Here is a 16795-nt window from a genome sequence, read left to right on the forward strand (position 1 = left end):
ATGCAGCCGGCGATGCGGCGCGGGCTGTATCGGCAGTTCCTCGGCCTGCTGGTGCTGGCGGTGGTGCTGCCGAGCCTGGCGTTCGGCGCGGCGATGCTGTTCGCCCGCTATCGCGCCGAACTGGGCGAGATCGACGCGCGCACCGCCGCTAGCGCGCACGTGCTCGCCCACGAGCTCGACGAGAGCCTGGCCGCGCTGCAGGCCAGCCTGCACGTGCTGGCCGCGGCCGGCGCGCGCCATCGCCTGGACTGGAGCGTGGAGCTGCCCGAACTGCAGCGGCGCTACCCGCCGATCCTGACCCTGGTCGCCACCGACGCGCGCGGCCGGGTGATCGGCGCCGCGCCGGCCGCCGCGGCCGCGGCCGCGGTCGGCCTCGACGTCTCCGACCGCGACTACTTCCGCGAGCCGGCGCGCAACGGCCGGGACTATATTTCCAACGCCTTCCGCGGCCGCGGCCTGGGCCGCGACCCGCTGGTGGTGGTGTCGGTGCCGCGCTACCGCGACGGCGCCTTCGCCGGCGTGATCGAGGCCTCGCTGGCGCCGGCGCACGTCTACGACGAGAACGGCCACGGCGACTACGAGACCGTGCTGCTGGACCGCAGCGGCCGGGTCATCCACGCCAGCGGCGGCCTCGGCCTGGCGTTCATGCAGCGCGCGGCCGACAGCGATTTCGCGCCCGCGCTGGCCCGGATCGGCCACGGCGCCGCGCGCCAAGCCTTGCCGGTGATGCCCGGCGGCGGCCGCGCCTTCGTCGCCGGCGCGCGCACCCGCGCCGGCTGGACCCTGTACGCGGTGGCGCCGCAGGCGCTGGCCGCGCGCCCGGCGCTGGAGCGCGCGGTGCTGATGAGCCAGTTGCTGCTGCTGGCGGTGCTCGGCGCCGCGCTGGCGTTCGTGTGGTACGCGCGGACGCTGGCGCGCGCGTCCTCGCTGCTGCTGCAGCGGCTGCGCGCGCTGGCCAGCGGCGCCGCGCCGGAGCCGGGCCGCAACGCCGGCGAGGCGGCGATGCCGGAGGAACTGCAGCCGGTGCTGGCCGCCATCGTCGACCTGTCGGCGCGGCTCGACCACGCCCACGCCGAACTGCGCCAGAGCCTGGCCGAGCGCGAGCACGACGTGGCCCAGCGCACCGAGCAACTGCGCGCGGCGCTGCGCGAACTCGACCGGGTGGCCTGCACCGATCCGCTGACCGGCGCGCTCAACCGCCGCGGCCGCGACGAATTCGTGCAGGCGCTGGCCGCGCAGGGCGCGCGGGTGGGCAGCGTCGCGGTGCTGTTGCTCGACGTCGACCATTTCAAGGCCTACAACGACCGCTACGGCCACCGTGCCGGCGACGAAGCGCTGCGCGCCGCGGTGGCGGCGATCCGCGCCGAAGTGCGCGAAGGCGACGACGCGGTGGTGCGCACCGGCGGCGAGGAATTCTGCGTGCTGATCCCCGGCGTCGGCCGGGCGCGCGTGCTCAACATCGCCCGCGCGATCCTGCTCGGCCTGTATCGGCGCGACATCGAGCACCGCGACAGCGAGCACGGCCGGCTCAGCTGCAGTATCGGCATGGCGATGGCCTACGGCCTGGCCGAGCTGGACGCGGCGATGGACCGCGCCGATGAGGCGCTGTACCGGGCCAAGCGGCGCGGGCGCAACGGGTTTTGTTTTTGAGCGCGGGGACGTGGCGCGGCGCGGCGAGCGCAGAGGGTCTGCGCGGCCAATGGCGGCGGTATCGACGGCGCTGCTGTTTTCGTCGTGGCCGCATTGGCGCGGTCGCGGCCCGCGCCGCGCCTGCATGAAGCGACGAACCGGCCGCAGCCGCTGCAGGCGCGGCGCAAGCCGCGACCGCGCCGACCCGGCGACGCCGCAACCCGCATGTCGTGGCTGCCATAGGAAAAACGACGGGCGCCCGCCCATCGGCGAGCGCCCGCGTCGGTGGCGCCGGCCCCGGCGCATGCGCCGCGCACGCGGCGCGACGCATCCGCCGGGTCGCCCGGCTCAGGCCTCGGCGCGCGCCGCCTCGCGCAGGCCTTGCGCCGCGCGCACCATCGCCTGCAGCGCCGCGCGCACCTCCGGCCAGCCGCGGGTCTTCAGGCCGCAGTCCGGATTGACCCACAGCTGCGCCGGCTCCAGCACGTCCAGCGCCTTGTCCAGCAGCTCGCGCATCTCCGCTTCGTCGGGCACGCGCGGGGAGTGGATGTCGTACACGCCCGGGCCGATGCCATTGGGGTAGCGGTAGCGCACGAACGCGTCGAGCAGTTCCATGCGCGAGCGCGAGGTCTCGATCGAGATCACGTCGGCGTCGAGCGCGGCGACCGCGTCGATGATGTCGTTGAACTCGGCGTAGCACATGTGGGTGTGGATCTGGGTCGCATCGCCCACGCCGCTGGCGGCGAGGCGGAAGCTTTCGCCGGCCCAGGCCAGGTACGCCGGCCAGTCGGCGCGGCGCAAAGGCAGGCCTTCGCGCAATGCCGGCTCGTCGATCTGGATCGCGGCGATACCGGCGGTTTCCAGGTCCAGCACTTCCTCGCGCAGGGCCAGCGCGATCTGACGGCAGCTGTCGGCGCGCGGCTGGTCGTCGCGCACGAACGACCACTGCAGGATCGTCACCGGCCCGGTCAGCATGCCCTTGACCGGCTTGGCCGCGTGGTCCTGGGCGAAGCGGCTCCAGTCCACCGTCATCGGCTTGGGCCGGGCCACATCGCCGAACAGCACCGGCGGCTTGACGCAGCGCGAGCCGTAGCTCTGCACCCAGCCGTGCGAGGTGAAGGCGAAGCCGTCGAGCTGTTCGCCGAAGTACTCGACCATGTCGTTGCGCTCGAACTCGCCGTGCACCAGCACGTCGATGCCGAGCGCTTCCTGCTCGCGCAGGCACTGCACGGTCTCGTTTTCGAGGAAGGCGCGGTAGCCGGCGTCGTCCAGGCGCCCGGCCTTGTGCTCGGCGCGGGCCTGGCGCACCTGCGCGGTCTGCGGGAACGAGCCGATGGTGGTGGTCGGGAACAGCGGCAGCTTGAGGCGCTGCTGCTGCAGTCTGGCGCGCTGCGGATAGGCGCTGGCGCGGCGGGTCATCGCCGGCTCGACCGCGGCCAGGCGCTTGCGCACCGAGGCGTTGCGCAGCAGCGGCGAGGCCAGGCGCGCGGCGCGCGCGCTGGCGGCCTGGGCCAGTTCGCCTTCGGCCGCGGCGTCGCCGGCCAGCGCGCCGGCGACCAGGCGCAGCTCTTCGATCTTCTGCTTCGCGTACGCCATCCATTGCCTGAGCGGACCGGGCAGCTTGCGTTCCAGTTCCAGGTCGGTGGGCACGTGCAGCAGCGAGCACGACGGCGCCAGCCAGCGCGCGCGCGCGCCGGCGCGGCGGGCCAGGCTCAGCGCGGCGTCGAGGTCGGCGCGCCAGATGTTGCGGCCGTCGACCACGCCCAGGCTCAGCGCGCGGTCTTGCGGCAGCAACGGCAGCACCGCTTCGAGCTGTTGCGGCGCGCGCGCCAGGTCCAGGTGCAGCGCCTGGACCGGCAACTGCGCGGCCAGCGCGGCGTTGTCGCCGAGCGCGCCGAAGTAGGTGGCGAGCAGGCGCTGCGGCGAATCGGCCTGGGCCAGGGCGTCGTAGGCGCGGCGGTAGGCGGCGCGGTCGGCGTCGTCGAGGTCCAGCGCCAGCGCGGGTTCGTCGATCTGCACCCACGACGCGCCGGCCGCCTTGAGCTTGGCCAGCAATTCGGCGTAGGCCGGCAGCAACGCGTCGAGCAGCTCGCGCGGGTCGCCGCCGTCGCTGCGCTTGCCGAGCTTGAGCAAGGTGACCGGGCCGAGCAGCACCGGCCGCGCGTCCAGCCCGAGCGCCTGCGCCTGGGCCAGTTCGGCCAGCGGCTTGTCGGCGCGCAGGCAGAAGCGCTGGCCGGGTTCGAACTGCGGGACCAGGTAGTGGTAGTTGGTGTCGAACCACTTGGTCATTTCCAGCGCGCGCAGGTCGCGGCGCCCGTCCTGCAGGCCGCGGGCGAGGGCGAAGTAGCCGGTGAGCGGATCGTCCTCGAACGCGGCGCGGTGCGAGGCCGGGATGGCGTCGAACAGCACCGCCGTGTCGAGCACGTGGTCGTACAGCGAGAAATCGTTGCACGGCACGCTGTCGGCGCCGGCCGCGACGGCCAGGCGCCAGTGGCGTTCGCGCAGTCCGGCGGCGGTGGCCTGCAAGGCGGCCGCGTCGCGGTCGCCCTTCCAGAACGATTCCAGGGCTTGCTTGAGCTCGCGCCGCGCGCCGATGCGCGGGAAGCCGAGGGTGGTGACGCTGATCATGATCAATACCTGCGATGCGTGGGCATGACGCAGGGCAACGAAGGAGACCACGGCCGCACCGGTCCGCACGCGGGTGCGCCGGACTGCGGATCGATCCGTTGGCTTCGACCTCCGCCCCCGCGGGCGAGCCGGCCCGCCGCGCGCACCGCGCGGACGCGACGGCGAAGCGGGACCGGAGTCGGACGGAAGGCGCACCTTCCGGTCGCGGCAGGTCTTCGGGCTCGGGACGTGGGCGCGGCGGCGTGGCCGGTGCGGCGCGCGAGTCCATCCACTCGCGCGCCGGCGCCGGCCTCGACCGCCTCGCCGCTCCTACTGAGGCCGCTTCCCAGGCGTACCGCCCAGTGCCATGGCCCGTTCGTTTCCCATACCGCTGCGGGGCAGCTCCGGATTCGCACCGGATTCCCTCTGGCCGGCCATGGCGCGAACCATGGCCGGCGTGTCCCATCGCTTTATCTGCATGAAGCGATGTTCACCGAGACGCCGCCAAGGTACGCAGCGGCCCGGGCGAAGTCAAATGACATGCGGCGTTCTGCGGGGGCGGTCGCAGCGGGGACCACAGCGTCGGGCCCGAAGGCCCTCGCACGGCCGCCGGAGCCTGCGGCCGTCCCACCCTGCAGCAAAGCGCCCGGCTCATGCGGAACGGCTTTCAGGCCGGACGCTGTGCGCTGCGAGCGCCGCGCTTCCGCCGCTTTTGCCGCACCTGTCGGTTGCGCGCGCGACCGGCCCGCCCTCGCCCCAGGTTCATCCGCCCCGCGCCAACATGAAGCCCGGCCCGCCCACGCGCGTTGTGCTCGTTGAGCTTGGACGAGCGTGCCGCTAACGTTTGCAGGCGCAGCGCGCGGCGCGGGCCAGGACGGTCCCGCGCGATTCCGACTCCGGTGGCTCGACACATGTTTTCGCAACGCTCCCCGCTCCTTCCCCGCAGGCTCCTGGCCGTCGCGTTCGCCTCGCTGTGCGCGCTGGCGCTGGCCGCCTGCGGCCGGGACGCGCCGGCGCCGCCGGCCGCGGCGGTGACCCTGGGCAGCCAGAACGAGACGCCCAAGCCGGCGCCGGCGGCGGTCAGCGAAGAGGACATCCTCAAGGGCACCTACTGGCCGCCGGCCAAGCTCGACGGCGGCACCGCCCGGATCAGCTGCGAATACGACTACCCGCGCTTCGGCGACGGCGACACCCTGGAATCGCTGGACTTCTTCAGCCTGGTCGACGCGATGTCGCCGTGCCAGCAGCGCGGGGTGGTGCGGGTGCGCTACCAGGGCAAGATCGGCGCCGGCTTCACCGCGCTGGCGCAGCGGGTCGCGGCGATGGCCGCGCGCATGGAGATCCCGACCCGCATCCTCGACATCGACTCCAGCGGCGGCCACGTCGAGGAAGCGCTGCGCGCCGGCGACACCATCGCCGAGTCGGGCTGGGCGATCTGGGTGCGCGAGAACTCGGTCTGCCACAGCGCCTGCGTGCTGGTGCTGGCGGCCGGCGACACCCGCTCGATCGAGGGCAAGGTCGGCATCCACCGGCTGATGCGCGACCGCTCCACCGCGACCTCGCGCGCCGAACTCAGCCGCGAGCTGCGCGCGATCAACCAGCAGGTGCGCGATTACCTGGAGCGCAACGGCGTGGCCACCGCGGTCTCGGACCTGATGATGACCGTGGCCAACCGCGACCTGCGCATCCTGACCCCGGACGAACTCAAGCAATACGGCCTGGACGGCACCAACGCCGCCCAGGACGACCTCGACCGGATCCGCCTGGCGCGCAAGTGCGGCGACGACTTCGTCCGCCGCCGCGAATCCTTCCGCCGCGCCTTCGACGCGCAGTGCATGGGCACCGGCAAGAGCTTCGAATCGATGCCCGAATGCGCCAAGGAACTGCAGGCCAAGTTCGGCTTCCCCGACAAGGCCTGCCCCGGCGAGAGCCCGGCCGACCTGTACGCGCGCGACCTGCCGCCGCCGTTGCTGGACGAAGCCGCCTTGTCCGCGGCGGACGCCGCCGCGGACAAGGGCGCCGACAAGCCGGAGCAGGGCGAGAAGGCCGCGAAGTAAACGCCGGCATCGCCGGCTTCTGGCCGGCGACGCCGGCGCGGGCGCTTACCAGTCGCGCCGCACCTGCGCGCCGCCGAACATCGCGCCGACGATCCCGGGCAGGGCCAGGAAATCGTGCGGGAACCCCAGCGCGATCGCGCTCGCCCGTTCCAGCCGTTCCAACTGGGCGGCGCTCAGAGCGAGCTCCAACGCGCCCAGGTTCTGCACCAGTTGCGCTTCGGTGCGCGCGCCGATCACCGGCACGATCGCGCCCGGCCGCTGCAGCAGCCAGGCCAGCGCGACCTGCGCCGCCGGGCGTTCGAGTTCGCGCGCGATGCCGACCACGACCTCGGCGATCGCGAGCGCGCGCTCGGTCAGCGCGCCGTTGCCGATCGCCACCGCGCGCCGGCCCTGGGCGGTGGCCGGGTCGAGATCGGCGCGCGAGTACTTGCCGGTCAGCACGCCCGAGGCCAGCGGCGACCACGCGCTCACGCCCAGGCCGAGTTCGCGCGCCATCGGCAGCAGTTCGCGTTCGCTGTCGCGCTGGGCCAGGCTGTATTCGGTCTGCAGCGCCACCAGCGGCGACCAGCCGCGCAGTTCGGCCAGGGTCTGCATGCGCGCGGCCTGCCACGCCGGCAGGTCGGAGACGCCGGCATACAAGACCTTGCCCGCGCGCACGAGGTCGTCGAAGCCGCGCATGACTTCCTCGACCGGCGTGGTCGCGTCCCAGGCGTGCAGGTAGAGCAGGTCGATGTAGTCGGTGCCGAGCCGGCGCAGGCTGGCTTCGACCGAACGGCGCAGGTTCTTGCGGTGGTTGCCGCCGGCGTTGGGGTCGCCGGGATCGGTACACAGCGAGAACTTGGTGGCGATCACCAGGCGATCGCGGCGGCCTTGGGCGAACTGGCCGAGCAGGGTTTCGGAACTGCCGCCGGTGTAGAAATTCGCGGTGTCGAAATAATTGCCGCCGCGTTCGAGGTAGGCGTCGAACACGCGCCGGGCTTCGGTGGCGTCGCTGCCCCAGCCCCAATCCTCGCCGAAGGTCATGGTGCCCAGGCAGATCGGGCTGATGCGCAGGCCGCAGCGGCCGAGGGTGCGGTAGTGGTCCAGTTGCATCGCGGTATCCGTGGTGGAAGTGCGATGACTGTAGAAACCGCGCGCGCTGCGGAATATCCGCAGCTTGCGCCGGCGCGGCGGTGCGCCGGATCGCTGTGTTGCAGCGTTGGTTACGCCTGCGCGGCCGGCAGCGGCGGGACCGCGGTCGGCTTGCCCTCGACGTCGAGCGCGATCATGGTGAAGCGCCCGCGCGTGGCCAGTTGCGATTCGCCGGTCAGCAGGTCTTCGCGGATCATTTCCACTTCGACCTGCATCGAGGTGCGGCCGGTCTCGACCACGCGCGCGATCAGCTCGACCAGCGCGCCCTTGGGCACCGGCAGGTGGAAGTCGATCTGCTCCGAGCGCGCGGTGACCACGGTGCGGCGCGCGTAGCGCGAAGCGGCGATGAAGGCGGCCTTGTCCATCCACGCCAGCGCCTGGCCGCCGAACAGCGTGCCCAGGTGGTTGGTGTGGTCGGGGAAGACGATCTCGGTCATGCGGGCTTCGGTCATGGCGGAGGTGTCGGCAGAGGCGTTGGGGGAGATTAGATCGAACATTCCAGGGCGAACTGCTCCCTCTCCCGCTTGCGGGAGAGGGTTGGGGTGAGGGAAAACGGTTGCGAAGATGTTGGGCGAGGGCGTTTGCCCTCACCCCAACCCCTCTCCCGCAAGCGGGAGAGGGGCTTAGAGCGCGGAGAGGGCTCGGAGCGTCAGAACGCCTCGTCGAACGCCACTTCGCCCTGCACGCCGACCTGGTATGCCGACACCCGGCGCTCGAAGAAGTTGGTGACTTCCTGCACGTCCTGCAGGTCCATGAACGCGAACGGATTGGTCGAACCGAAGTGCTTGGGCATGCCGAGCTGGGCCATGCGCTGGTCGGCGCAGTATTCCAGGTACTGGCGCATGTCCTTCAGCGACAGGCCGACCACGCCGCCGGACAGCACGTCCTGGGCGAACAGGTACTCGCACTCCACCGCCTCTTCGAACATCTTCACCACCTGCGCGCGCAGGTCGGCGTCGAACAGGTCAGGCTCTTCCTCGCGCGCGGTGCGGATGACTTCGAACGCGAACGCCATGTGGCAGCTCTCGTCGCGGAACACCCAGTTGGTGCCCGAAGCCAGGCCGTTGAGCAGGCCGCGCGAGCGCAGGTAATACACGTAGGCGAAGGCGGCGAAGAAGAACAGGCCCTCGATGCAGCCGGCGAAGCAGATCAGGTTCAGCAGGAACTGGCGGCGCTGCTCGCGCGTCTCGACCCGCTTCACCCCCTGGATCGAGTCGATCCAGCGGAAGCAGAACTCGGCCTTGGCCCGGATCGAGGGAATGTTCTCGACCGCGTCGAAGGCCTTGGCGCGCTCGTTCGGGTCGGGCAGGTAGGTGTCGAGCAGGGTCAGGTAGAACTGCACGTGCAGCGCTTCCTCGTACAGCTGCCGCGACAGGTACATGCGCGCCTCGGGCGCGTTGATGTGCTGGTACAGGTTCAGCACCAGGTTGTTGGCGACGATGCTGTCGCCGGTGGCGAAGAACGCCACCAGCCGCTCGACCAGATGCCGCTCAGCCGGGCCGAACTTGTGCTTGAGGTCGTTGACGTCCTGCGAGAAATCCACCTCCTCGACGGTCCAGGTGTTGCGGATGGCGTCGCGGTACATCTCGTAGAACTGCGCGTAGCGCATCGGGCGCAGGGTGAGATCGAAGCCGGGATCGAGCAGGCGGGGCGGGGCGATGGACATGAGTGTTCCTTGTTGCTGCTCCCTTCTCCCGCTTGCGGGAGAAGGTGCCCGAAGGGCGGATGAGGGCGGTGGGGGCGCGACAGCGGCCCTCACCCCGACCCCTCTCCCGCGAGCGGGAGAGGGGCTTTGAAGCGTCTTACTGGCAGGCTTCGCAGGATTCCGGATTTTCCAGCGAGCAGGCGATCGCGTCGCTCTCGGTGTATTCCGGCTTCGGCGCCACCGGCGCGGCGGCCGGCGCGCTGACCGTGGTCTTGGCGATCTTGGTCGCCGGACGCGAGCGCAGGTAGTACGTGGTCTTCAGACCCTTCTTCCAGGCGTACATGTACATCGAGCTGAGCTGGCCGATGTTCGGGCTCTCGATGAACAGGTTGAGGGACTGGCTTTGATCGATAAAAGCGCCGCGGTCGGCGGCCATGTCGATCAGCGAGCGCATCGGCAGTTCCCACGCGGTGCGGTAGACCTGGCGCAGCGATTCGGGGATCTCGGCGACCGATTGGATCGAGCCTTCGGCCATCTTGATCCGGTCGCGCATGTCCGCCGTCCACATGCCGAGCTTCTTGAGCTCCTCGACCAGGTACTTGTTGACGACCAGGAAGTCGCCCGACAGGGTCTCGCGCTTGAACAGGTTCGACACCTGCGGCTCGATGCACTCGTAGCAGCCGGCGATCGAGGCGATGGTCGCGGTCGGCGCGATCGCCACCAGCAGCGAGTTGCGCAGGCCGTGCTGCTTGATCCGCGCGCGCAGTTCGTTCCAGCGCTCCGGCTGCGAGGGCTCCACGCCCCAGGCTTCGAACTGCAGCTCGCCGGTGCTGGCGCGGGTGTCCTCGTAGCCGGGGTGCTTGCCGTGCTCCATCGCCAGTTCGTTCGACGCCGACAGGGCGTGGAAGTAGATGGCCTCGGCGATCTCGCGGCCGAGCTTGCGCGCCGGCTCGGAGTCGAACGGCAGGCGCAGCTTGAAGAACACGTCCTGCAGGCCCATCGAGCCCAGGCCGACCGGACGCCAGCGCAGGTTGGCGCGGCGCGCGGTCTCGATCGGGTAGAAGTTCAGGTCGATCACGCGGTCGAGCTGGCGCACGGCCAGGCGCACGGTCTCGGCGAGCTTGTCGAAATCGAACGCGCCCTTGCCGTCCTCGAAGATCTCGACGTGGTGCGAGAGGTTGATCGAGCCGAGGTTGCACACCGCGGTCTCGTCCTGCGAGGTCACTTCCAGGATCTCGGTGCACAGGTTGGACAGGTGCACCACGTTGCCGTCGCGCAGGGTCTGGTTGCAGGCGCGGTTGGACTTGTCCTTGAAGTTCATCCAGCCGTTGCCGGTCTGCGCCAGGGTGCGCATCATCCGCGCGTAGATGTCGCGCGCCTTGACCTTCTTGACCGCCTGGCCGGCGGCTTCGGCGGCGCGGTAGGCGCGTTCGAACGACTCGCCCCACAGGTCGGTCAGCTGCGGCACCTTGGCCGGGTCGAACAGCGACCAGTCGGCGTCGGCCTCGACCCGGCGCATGAATTCGTCGGGAATCCAGTTGGCGAGGTTGAGGTTGTGGGTGCGGCGCGCTTCGTCGCCGGTGTTGTCGCGCAGTTCCAGGAACTCTTCGATGTCGGCGTGCCACGGCTCCAGGTACACGCAGGCCGCGCCCTTGCGCTTGCCGCCCTGGTTGACCGCGGCGACCGAGGCGTCGAGCGTCTTCAGCCACGGCACGATGCCGTTGCTCAGGCCGTTGGTCGAGCGGATCAGCGAGCCGCGCGCGCGGATGCGGGTGTAGCTCAGGCCGATGCCGCCGCTGAACTTGCTCAGCTTGGCCACGTCCATGTAGCGCTTGTAGATCGCTTCCAGCGAGTCTTCCGGCGAATCCAGCAGGAAGCAGCTCGACAGCTGCTCGTGGGTGGTGCCGGAGTTGAACAGGGTCGGCGAGGACGGGATGTAGTCGAGCTGGGCCATGCGCCGGTACAGCGCCAGCGCGTCGGAGACGTCCTCGCTCAGCGCGCAGGCGATGCGCAGGAAGAACTGCTGCGGGGTCTCGATGACGGTGCGCGCGGTCGGGTGGCGCAGCAGGTAACGGTCGTACAGGGTGCGCAGGCCGAAGTAGTCGAACTTGGCGTCGAGGTTGCGGTCGATCGCGTCGTTGAGCTTGCGCGCGTTGGCCTGGACGAAGTCGAGCAGGCGCTGGTTGATCAGGCCCAGGTCGAAGCCGCGCTGGACCGACTGCGAGAACGCGTGGATCTCGATCCCGGCGACTTCCTTCTCGATCACCCCGGCGAGCAGGCGCGCGGCTAGGCGGCCGTATTCGGGTTCTTCGGCGGTCAGCAGCGCGGCGGTGCGGATCGACAGCTCGTCGAGCTCGCGCGTGGTCGCGCCGTCGTACAGGCCGGAGATGGTGCGGGTCGACACGCGCATCGGGTCGACGGAGTACAAGCCTTCGGCGCAGCGGGTCACCGCGCGCACGATCTTGTTGAGGTCGACCGGCTCGCGGCGGCCGCTGCGCTTGGTCACGCTCATGGTCAGGTTCGCGGCCGGCGGGGTCAGGGCGAAGCCGGGCGCGTCCTGTGCGCTGCGTTGCGGTTTGACGGTGGCGGCGGGGACGCTGGCGGCGTCCGTGGCGGGGGCGACGGACGAATCGGTTTCTAATGTGGTCATGGCATTGCTCCGGGGCGTGGGTGCACGGTGCGGAGAACGCGGACGCGCCATCGACAGCGAACCGCGATAGCGGCGTCGCCGAAGGCACGGCCGCGCCCCCGCGGGCGCGGAGCAATCGGAGCGCTGGCTGGGTGTCGCGCGCGCCGGAACGGTCCGGGCACGTGCCGCTCCGCGCAGGGCGCCGAAGCGGTCGGACGCGACGGTGGCCCCGTCGTGCCGCGACACCGGCCGGTCTTCGCTCGAAGACTCCATTGGGCCGGGACCGCGCGGTTGTGCGACGCGCGGCTGTCGGCAGGTCTTCGGGCTCGGGACCCTCGGAGACCAAAGAGCGCAGAGCGGTGAGCAGCAGGCGACACTTCGCCCGTCCACTACCCACCGTTCTGCGCTCTGCGTCCTCCGGTTCCTACTGGGTCGCTTCCCAGGCGCTCGCCGCGCCCAGTGCCATGACCCGTTCGTTTCCCATACCGCTGCGGGGCAGCGCCGGCTTCGGCGGCCGCGCGGCGATCCGCGGGCCCTCCCTACCGGCTTCCCTTTTCAGCCGGTCTCTCGACCGGCACCGACGGACACAACATAGTGGGGTTCGTCGATTTCGTCAACGCGATATGTGGTGAGTCAGCAAGGTGTGCGTGGGGTGAAGGACACCCCCGCATCGTGCCGTGGTTGGTGTAACGTGCCCGCCATAAGGATAGGGGAAACGTGATGGAATCGCTGATTGTCTTGCTGGTGCTCGTGGTCCTGGCGGTGCCCGTGCTGCTGGTGGTGGCGCTGGTCCAGCTCGGTTCGCTGCGCGGCCGGGTGAGCGGGCTGGAGCGCGAAGTCGAGCGCCTGCGCCAATCCGGCGGGCCGGCACGCAACGAGGCGACCCTGGCCGAGCTGAGCGCACGCGAGGCTGCGGCGCGGGCCCAGGCCGAGCGCGCCGCGGCGGCGTCCGCCGCCGCTCCCGCCGTCCCCATCCCTGCGTCGGCACCGCCCGCGACCGCGCCGCCCGAGCGGCCCGCCGCGGCCCCGGCGCAACCGCAACCGCCGCCGCTGCCCGCGGCGGCCGCGCCCCCGACTGCCGCGCCCGCTGCCGCCGCCACGCCGCCGCCGCGCCCGCAGCCGCCGCGCGCGCCGGCAGCGCCGGCTCAGCCGGACGTCGTCACCGTCGCCGCGCGCTGGCTGCGGCGCTGGTTCACCGAGGGCAACGTGCCGGTCAAGGTCGGCATGCTGGTGCTGCTGGCCGGCGTCGCCGCGTTGCTCAAGTACGCCAGCGACCAGGGCTGGATGCGGGTGCCGGTGGAACTGCGCCTGGCCGGCGTCGCCTTCGCGGCGATGGCGGGGCTGGTGTTCGGCTGGCGCCAGCGCGAACGCAAGCGGGTGTTCGCGCTGAGCCTGCAGGGCGGCGCGATCGGCGTGCTGCTGCTGGTGGTGTTCGCCGCGTTCAAGCTCTACGGGATGATCCCGGCCGGCGCCGCGTTCGCGCTGAGCGTGGTGCTGGTGGCCGGCACCGGGGTGCTGTCGGTGAAGCAGAATGCGCTGGCGCTGGCGGTGTTCGCGATCCTCGCCGGCTTCCTCGCGCCGATCTGGCTGTCCACCGGCTCGGGCAACCATGTCGCCCTGTTCGGCTACTACGCCGTGCTCAACGCCGGCATCTTCGCGATCGCCTGGTGGCGGCCGTGGCGGGTGCTGAACCTGCTCGGCTTCGCCTTCACCTGGGGCATCGGCACGCTGTGGGGCGTGCTCAAGTACCGGCCAGAGCATTACTCGACCACCGAGCCGTTCCTGCTGCTGTTCTTTGCCTTCTACCTGCTGATCCCGGTGCTGTACGCGCGCCGCCGCGCCGCCGGCCGCCGCGACCTGATCGACGGCTGCCTGGTGTTCGGCACGCCGCTGATCGCCTTCAGCCTGCAGGCCGGGTTGCTGGACGGCGCGCGCATGCCGCTGGCGTTCTGCGCGCTGGGCCTGGGCGCGCTGTACGCGGCGCTGGCGTGGTGGCTGCGCCGCGACTCGCGCTTCCTCGCGCTGAGCACGCCGTACGCCTTGCTCGCCATCGGCTTCGCCACCCTGGCGGTGCCGCTGGCGCTGGCCGCCGAGGCCACCGCCTGCGTGTTCGCGCTGGAAGGCGCGGCGCTGATCTGGCTGGGCCTGCGCCAGCAACGCCTGCTGCCGCAGCTGACCGGCGCCGGCCTGCAACTGGCCGCGGCGATGGCGTTCGCGATCGGCGCCAGCGACGAGATCTGGGACGCGCGCTGGATCTTCCTCAACGCCAACTTCGCCGGCGCGCTGCTGATCGCGCTGGCCGGCCTGGCCAGCGCCGCCAGCTACCGCCGCAGCGCCGGCGCGCCCGCGGCGCCCGCCTCGCTGTACTACCTGTGGGGACTGTTGTGGTGGCTGGGCGCGTTCGCCGGTCAGATCGAGGCGTTCGTACCGTCCGCCGCGCGCGCCAATGCGAGTCTGGCGCTGACGGTGGCGACCGCCTGGCTGGCCGCGGAAGTCTTCGCCCGGCATCCGTGGCGGGCGCTGTCGGCGACCGCGATGCTGGCGCCGGCGGTGGCGGCCTTGTTCGCCTTGTGGCACATCGACGGCCACCAGTGGCCGCTGCGCGACTGGGGCTGGCTGGCCTGGGCGGCGTACGCGGCGCTGGGCTGGCGCATCCTGCGCGCCCTGCGCGCGCGCGGCGCGGGCGAGCTGGCGTTCGCCCATCTGGGCTGGCTGTGGTCGTGGGCGCTCCTGCCCGGCGTGTGCCTGCAGCTGTGGCTGCGCGACGACGCCACCGCGTTCGGCTCGGGCTGGCAGTTCGCCGCGGTGGCCGCTCCGCTGCTGGCGATCGGCGCCGCCTGCCTGTGGCGGCCGGGCGTGGCCGGGTGGCCGGTGGGCGAACGCTTCGCGCAATGGCGCGGCGGGGCGACGGCGAGCTTCGCGCTGGTGCTGGCCGTGGCGGTGACGCTGGGCTTGGGCTACGACGCCGATCCGGCGCCGCTGATGTGGCTGCCGCTGCTCAATCCGCAGGGCCTGATCCAGTGGGGCACCTTGCTGATGCTCGGCGCCTGGCTGGCTTCGCCGCTGGTCGAGGCCGGCATTCGCCGGCGGCGGGTGCCGCTGCTGGCGTTGGGCGGCTTCGCCCTGGTCACGGTCGAGGTATTGCGCAGCGCCCACTTCTGGGGCGGGGTGGCGTGGAACGCGTCGATGCACTCGGCCAGCCTGGTCCAGACCAGCCTGACCGTGACCTGGAGCGTGCTCGGCGTGGCCGGCTGGATCGCCGGCTCGCGCCGCGGCCAGCGCGGGCTGTGGCTGGCCGGCGCGGTGCTGATGGCGGTGGTGCTGGCCAAGCTGGTGCTGATCGACCGCAGCCACCTGGGCAACCTGCTCGGCATCGCCTCGTTCATCGCCTACGGCCTGCTGTGCACGCTGGTCGGCTACTTCGCGCCGGCGCCGCCGTCGCGCGATGCCCAGGCCGAGGCCGGCGAACCTCCTTCCGATCAACGTTCCGAGCAGGACGCTTCCGCATGAAAACCCGCTCCCTCACGCTCGCGCTGCTGGTGCTCGCATTGCCGCTGGCCGCGGCGCCGCGCCAGGACTACGCACGGCAATGGCCGTTGCAACTGAGCCGCGACGACGGCGGCGCCTATCGGGTCGAACTCGATCCGTCCGTGTACGCGCAGGCGCAAAGCCCGCAACTGCGCGACATCGACGTGATCGACGCCACCGGCGCCAGTGTCCCGGCCGAGGTGTTCGCGCCGGAGCAGCCGCTGGCGCGCGCGCCGCAGCGCCGGTCGCTGCCGTGGTTCCCGCTGCCGGCCGCGCCGGCCGGTACGGCCAAGGGCTGGGAACTGATCAGCGAAGTGGAAACCGACGGCCGCCTGCGCCGGGTCGAGGCGCGCAGCACCGCCGGCGACACCGCCCAGTTGCCGCAGACCGCGCTGCTGATCGACGCCAGCGCGGTGCGCGCGCCGATCCAGGCGCTGCAACTGCAATGGGCGCCCGGTGCGGCGCTGGACGCGGCGTATTCGGTCGAGGCCAGCGACGACCTCGACCACTGGCGCAGCGTCGCCAGCAGCGGCCGCCTGGTCGACCTGCAGCGCGACGGCCAGCGCCTGGTGCAGCGGCGCATCGCGTTCGACGCGGTCGGCGAACAGGCGCGCTACCTGCGCTTGACCCCGCAGGACCCGCAGCGCGGCGCGCAGATCGTCGCGGTCGAGGCCGAACTGAGCGCGACCGCGGCCGGCGCGCCGCTGCAATGGCGCGAACTCAAGGGCACGCGGGTCGCGCTCAAGGACGGCGGCGTGGCGTTCGAATACCGCCTCGATGGCCGCTTCCCGATCCAGCAGGCCGATGTCGCCCTGCCCGGCAACCACGCCCTGCAGTGGCGGCTGGACAGCCGCGACAGCGAAGACGAAGGCTGGCGCGCGCAGGCGGGCCCGTGGATGGCCTATGCGGTGGCGGGGCAGGGCGCGGGCGACCGTTCGCCTGCGCGCCAGCTGTCCGGCACCTCGCGCGATCGCCTGTGGCGCCTGCGCGCGAGCGGCGCGGTGCCGGGCGAACCGGTGCTGCGCCTGGGCTACCGCCCGGAAGTGGCGGTGTTCCTGGCCCAGGGCCAGGCGCCGTACGCGCTGGTCGCGGGCAGCGGCCGCGCCGCGCGCGCCGATTCGCCGCTGGCGCAGTTGGTCGAGACCTTGCGGCAATCGCGCGGCAACGACTGGCGTCCGGCCGACGCGAGCCTGGGCGCAGCCAGCGACCTCGCCGGCACCGCGGCGCTGGCGACGCCGGCGCCCGAACGCGACTGGCGTTCGTGGCTGTTGTGGGCGGTGCTGGTGGGCGGCGCGTTGATCGTGGTGGGGTTCGCGATGAGCTTGTTGCGGTCGGGGAAGACGCCGCAGGAGTAAGGGGCGGCGTTGCGCGTCGCGGTGGTTTTGTGGCGCGGTCCGGTAATAGTGGAGACGCGTTGGCGTCGCTGTTGCTGTTGCCGTTGCTCCATCTCCACTTCGAATGAGGTTGAGGTTTCGCAGACCCGGAGGGCGCGCGCATGGATGCGCGCGTGCGCCGTAGGGGCAGGAAGCCCCTTACGGCGCATCCCCGCGTCGGGTGCTGGACCTAGTG

Annotated in this window: 9 protein-coding genes and 2 riboswitches; of the genes, 4 read left to right on the forward strand and 5 right to left on the reverse strand. The window is 71.7% G+C overall.

What is annotated here, in order from left to right; all coding sequences use genetic code 11:
* On the forward strand, positions 1-1650 hold the full coding sequence (locus tag BLV01_RS23095; RefSeq protein ID WP_175486221.1) for a diguanylate cyclase: 1650 nt from the start codon (positions 1-3) through the stop codon (positions 1648-1650).
* Between the two features lie 327 nt (positions 1651-1977).
* On the opposite strand, the gene metE is transcribed toward BLV01_RS23095, so the two are convergent.
* Positions 1978-4257: a 5-methyltetrahydropteroyltriglutamate--homocysteine S-methyltransferase gene (gene metE, locus BLV01_RS23100; RefSeq protein WP_091805799.1), complete on the reverse strand. Its 2280-nt coding sequence runs from the start codon at positions 4255-4257 to the stop codon at positions 1978-1980.
* A gap of 188 nt (positions 4258-4445) precedes the next feature.
* Positions 4446-4702: riboswitch (cobalamin riboswitch) on the reverse strand.
* A 445-nt stretch (positions 4703-5147) separates the two neighbouring features.
* On the opposite strand from metE, the gene BLV01_RS23105 reads away from it, so the two are divergent.
* The gene (locus BLV01_RS23105) at positions 5148-6293 is read left to right on the forward strand and encodes a COG3904 family protein (protein ID WP_175486222.1); all 1146 of its coding nucleotides are present in this window, start codon (positions 5148-5150) and stop codon (positions 6291-6293) included.
* 45 nt (positions 6294-6338) lie between these two features.
* On the opposite strand, the gene BLV01_RS23110 is transcribed toward BLV01_RS23105, so the two are convergent.
* The 4 genes from BLV01_RS23110 to BLV01_RS23125 all read right to left on the reverse strand — a co-directional run bounded on the left by BLV01_RS23110 (position 6339) and on the right by BLV01_RS23125 (position 11581).
* Positions 6339-7385, reverse strand: a complete 1047-nt coding sequence (locus tag BLV01_RS23110) for an aldo/keto reductase (RefSeq protein ID WP_091805770.1) — start codon at positions 7383-7385, stop codon at positions 6339-6341.
* Positions 7386-7495: 110 nt separating this feature from the next.
* Complete coding sequence (locus BLV01_RS23115; protein ID WP_254782744.1) at positions 7496-7876, reverse strand: acyl-CoA thioesterase; 381 nt, start codon at positions 7874-7876, stop codon at positions 7496-7498.
* Positions 7877-8073: 197 nt separating this feature from the next.
* Positions 8074-9090: a ribonucleotide-diphosphate reductase subunit beta gene (locus BLV01_RS23120; protein WP_091805773.1), complete on the reverse strand. Its 1017-nt coding sequence runs from the start codon at positions 9088-9090 to the stop codon at positions 8074-8076.
* 136 nt (positions 9091-9226) lie between these two features.
* On the reverse strand, positions 9227-11581 hold the full coding sequence (locus tag BLV01_RS23125; RefSeq protein ID WP_091805802.1) for a ribonucleoside-diphosphate reductase subunit alpha: 2355 nt from the start codon (positions 11579-11581) through the stop codon (positions 9227-9229).
* A 410-nt stretch (positions 11582-11991) separates the two neighbouring features.
* A riboswitch (cobalamin riboswitch) is annotated at positions 11992-12295 on the reverse strand.
* Between the two features lie 123 nt (positions 12296-12418).
* Between BLV01_RS23125 and BLV01_RS23130 the strand changes: the two genes are divergently transcribed.
* Positions 12419-15208, forward strand: coding sequence for a DUF2339 domain-containing protein (locus BLV01_RS23130; RefSeq protein ID WP_091805776.1), 2790 nt, complete (start codon positions 12419-12421; stop codon positions 15206-15208).
* Entirely contained in the window at positions 15205-16581 is a 1377-nt protein-coding gene (locus BLV01_RS23135; RefSeq protein WP_091805779.1) for a DUF3999 domain-containing protein, read from the forward strand. Before BLV01_RS23130 ends, BLV01_RS23135 begins: the two co-directional genes overlap by 4 nt.
* The last annotated feature ends 214 nt before the right edge of the window (positions 16582-16795 follow it).

Origin of the sequence: Lysobacter sp. yr284 (assembly GCF_900107375.1) — a bacterium.
Lineage (GTDB): Bacteria > Pseudomonadota > Gammaproteobacteria > Xanthomonadales > Xanthomonadaceae > Lysobacter.

Excerpts from the sequence above, each read along its gene's own strand:
- BLV01_RS23095 (WP_175486221.1), top strand. The coding sequence starts at position 1 with ATGCAGCCGGCGATGCGGCGCGGGCTGTATCGGCAGTTCCTCGGCCTG.
- metE (WP_091805799.1), bottom strand. The coding sequence starts at position 4,257 with ATGATCAGCGTCACCACCCTCGGCTTCCCGCGCATCGGCGCGCGGCGC.
- BLV01_RS23105 (WP_175486222.1), top strand. The coding sequence starts at position 5,148 with ATGTTTTCGCAACGCTCCCCGCTCCTTCCCCGCAGGCTCCTGGCCGTC.
- BLV01_RS23110 (WP_091805770.1), bottom strand. The coding sequence starts at position 7,385 with ATGCAACTGGACCACTACCGCACCCTCGGCCGCTGCGGCCTGCGCATC.
- BLV01_RS23115 (WP_254782744.1), bottom strand. The coding sequence starts at position 7,876 with ATGACCGAAGCCCGCATGACCGAGATCGTCTTCCCCGACCACACCAAC.
- BLV01_RS23120 (WP_091805773.1), bottom strand. The coding sequence starts at position 9,090 with ATGTCCATCGCCCCGCCCCGCCTGCTCGATCCCGGCTTCGATCTCACC.
- BLV01_RS23125 (WP_091805802.1), bottom strand. The coding sequence starts at position 11,581 with ATGAGCGTGACCAAGCGCAGCGGCCGCCGCGAGCCGGTCGACCTCAAC.
- BLV01_RS23130 (WP_091805776.1), top strand. The coding sequence starts at position 12,419 with ATGGAATCGCTGATTGTCTTGCTGGTGCTCGTGGTCCTGGCGGTGCCC.
- BLV01_RS23135 (WP_091805779.1), top strand. The coding sequence starts at position 15,205 with ATGAAAACCCGCTCCCTCACGCTCGCGCTGCTGGTGCTCGCATTGCCG.